At 41.0% G+C, this 2347-nt stretch carries 3 protein-coding genes; 2 read left to right on the plus strand and 1 reads right to left on the minus strand.

The window, feature by feature from the left end; genetic code table 11:
- The coding region (locus VE944_RS11320; protein ID WP_324976710.1) for a cation-transporting P-type ATPase at window positions 1–275 on the minus strand (275 nt) is incomplete at its 3' end.
- Between the two features lie 177 nt (window positions 276–452).
- Between VE944_RS11320 and VE944_RS11325 the strand changes: the two genes are divergently transcribed.
- Window positions 453–1532, plus strand: coding sequence for an ATP-binding protein (locus VE944_RS11325; protein ID WP_324976714.1), 1080 nt, complete (start codon window positions 453–455; stop codon window positions 1530–1532).
- Window positions 1533–1595: 63 nt separating this feature from the next.
- The coding region (locus VE944_RS11330; RefSeq protein WP_324976717.1) for a DUF362 domain-containing protein at window positions 1596–2347 on the plus strand (752 nt) is incomplete at its 3' end.

A 2347-nucleotide genomic window follows, 5' to 3' on the forward strand; every position in this document is an offset into this window, starting at 1 on the left:
AAGCTGCCAGTTAGCGCCTTTACTAAACCCGCACACAACAAAATAATCAGCAGTGGTTGGTTAAATTGCAGTAAAAATTTTAACCACCAAGGTTTGCTTTTCTTGCCTGTGAGTTCGTTTGCTCCCACTTCAGACAATAGCTGCTTGGCTACTGCACTACTCAAACCATTCTCAGCATCACTATGCAAGCGAGCGATCGCTTCAGAATTTTCCAAAGTATGCCAAACGGTGAATTGCTTTTCTTGGGATGCAATGGGAGATGCTGCCTGTACCATATTTATTCCCCTTGATTTAGTGCTTATTTATATTTAGCACTTATTTTTAGTGCTAAATATAAATAAGCACTAATAAAAATTGACTATTATCATAATTACTTTCAATGCTTGCTCAGTAGTCACGCAAGTGAGTATGCTTGCCATTAAGTGGGGATTAAAACCAAGGACAAAAACTAGGTGAATTTGGATTTGTCTATTCCTTTACAATTGGTTGGGCGATCGCTAGAATTTCAGCGAATTGTCGAAGTACTAGCCCAAGATGGAGACTTGCTGATTACTGGCGTACCTGGTAGTGGGCGACGAACTTTAGTGCGAGGGGCTGCCCAAGAAGTTGGTGCGATCGTCTTGGAGATAGACTGCATCCGCGCTACAGATGGAGAGCGATTTATCCTACTGCTAACAGAGACAATTAGCCAAAACTGGGAAACAGCACAAATTCAAGACTGGGTAAGCAACTTTGGGAATGAGTTTTTTGTCTTTCATCCAGAAGGCAAACTTAAGTTATTGCGTTCCCTGAACCAAAAGCAGTTATGGCAAGCATTTGAAATTTTGCTCAATTTGCTCCAAATTATGGCTATTGGTTTAAATAAGCGGGTAGTGCTGATTTTGCAGAGTTTTCCGCACATTCGCTCTTGGGATCGTAATGGTTTGTGGGAAGCCACATTCAGGCGAGAAATCAATGTACAAACTCATGTCAGTTATGTCTTAGTAGCAACCATAGCTGAAATCAGCCATCATCCAGATGAGACATATCCCCTAGAAACTATACAGTTAGCCCCCTTAGCTAATGACGTTTTGGCATTGTGGGCTAGGGAGATATTGCATATACAAGGAATGAAATTTGATTCTCGCTCCCAAGCACTACAATTATTTTTAGAGGCTGTTCAAGGACATATTGGCGACGCAATGGCAATAATTCGCCGCCTACAAAGTTTTTCTTTTCCTGATGGGTTAATTAGTGAAGCAGCAGTGCAACAGGCAATAGAAGGATTGCTGAAAGACTTGTCTTTAGTTTTTGAATCTTTACTCATGTTATTGCCAGCAAATCAGGTACATCTTTTAGAATCTTTGGCTTTAGATCCTACAGATAAACCACAAAGTAAAGAATATATTCAAAAACATGGTCTTTCAAGAGGTGGTAGCCTACAGGGATCGCTGACTGGATTACAGAACAAAGGTTTAATTTATAGTGCTGAACAGGGTTATCAACTGGCGTTACCTTTATTGGCTTTGTGGTTACGGCAGAGGTTAAGCTAGTACGCGAGATTTTAGAAAATTGGTATAAAGAAGAATATCTTCATTACTGGTAATTTATTATCCATGCAGGCTCAAAAACCATCTGTCAGTCTGATTCGGGCTATATCCTACGAACGAGAGGCTTTACGAGAATCTTTAGTTACACTGCTGGAACCTTTTGGAGGTATGGCAGCGTTTGTAAAAAAAGGCGATCGCGTTTTACTAAAACCAAATCTACTTACAGGCTCACGTCCTGGTAAAGAGTGTATCACCCGTGCTGAACTAGTTTATCAAGTTGCCCAGATGGTAATTGAAGTTGGCGGTAAGCCATTTTTGGGCGATAGTCCTGCTTTTGGCAGTGCCAGAGGCGTAGCGATAGCAAATGGCTATCTGCCGATTTTAGAAGAACTCAATCTTCCCATCATCGATTTTCACGGTCAGCGTTACCAAACCATTAGTGACAATTTTAACCATCTGCGACTGTCTAAAGAAGCAATGGAAGCAGATGTAGTGATTAACTTACCTAAAGTGAAATCACACATGCAATTGACATTAACACTGGGCGTAAAAAACTTGTTTGGTTGCGTTCCCGGTAAAATGAAAGCTTGGTGGCACATGGAAGCTGGAAAAGATGCAAATAGATTTGGTGAAATGTTAGTAGAAACTGCCAGGGCAATTAACCCTAACTTAACCATATTAGATGGCATCATCGGTCATGAAGGAAATGGCCCCAGCAATGGTGAACCTCGCCAACTAGGAATTTTAGCAGCAGCATCAGATATATTTGCCTTAGATCGGGCAATGATAGAAATCCTCAATGTTGCTCCTGAACAAGT

Origin of the sequence: Nostoc sp., assembly GCF_035638895.1 — a bacterium.
In the GTDB taxonomy this organism is placed as follows: Bacteria; Cyanobacteriota; Cyanobacteriia; order Cyanobacteriales; family Nostocaceae; genus Nostoc.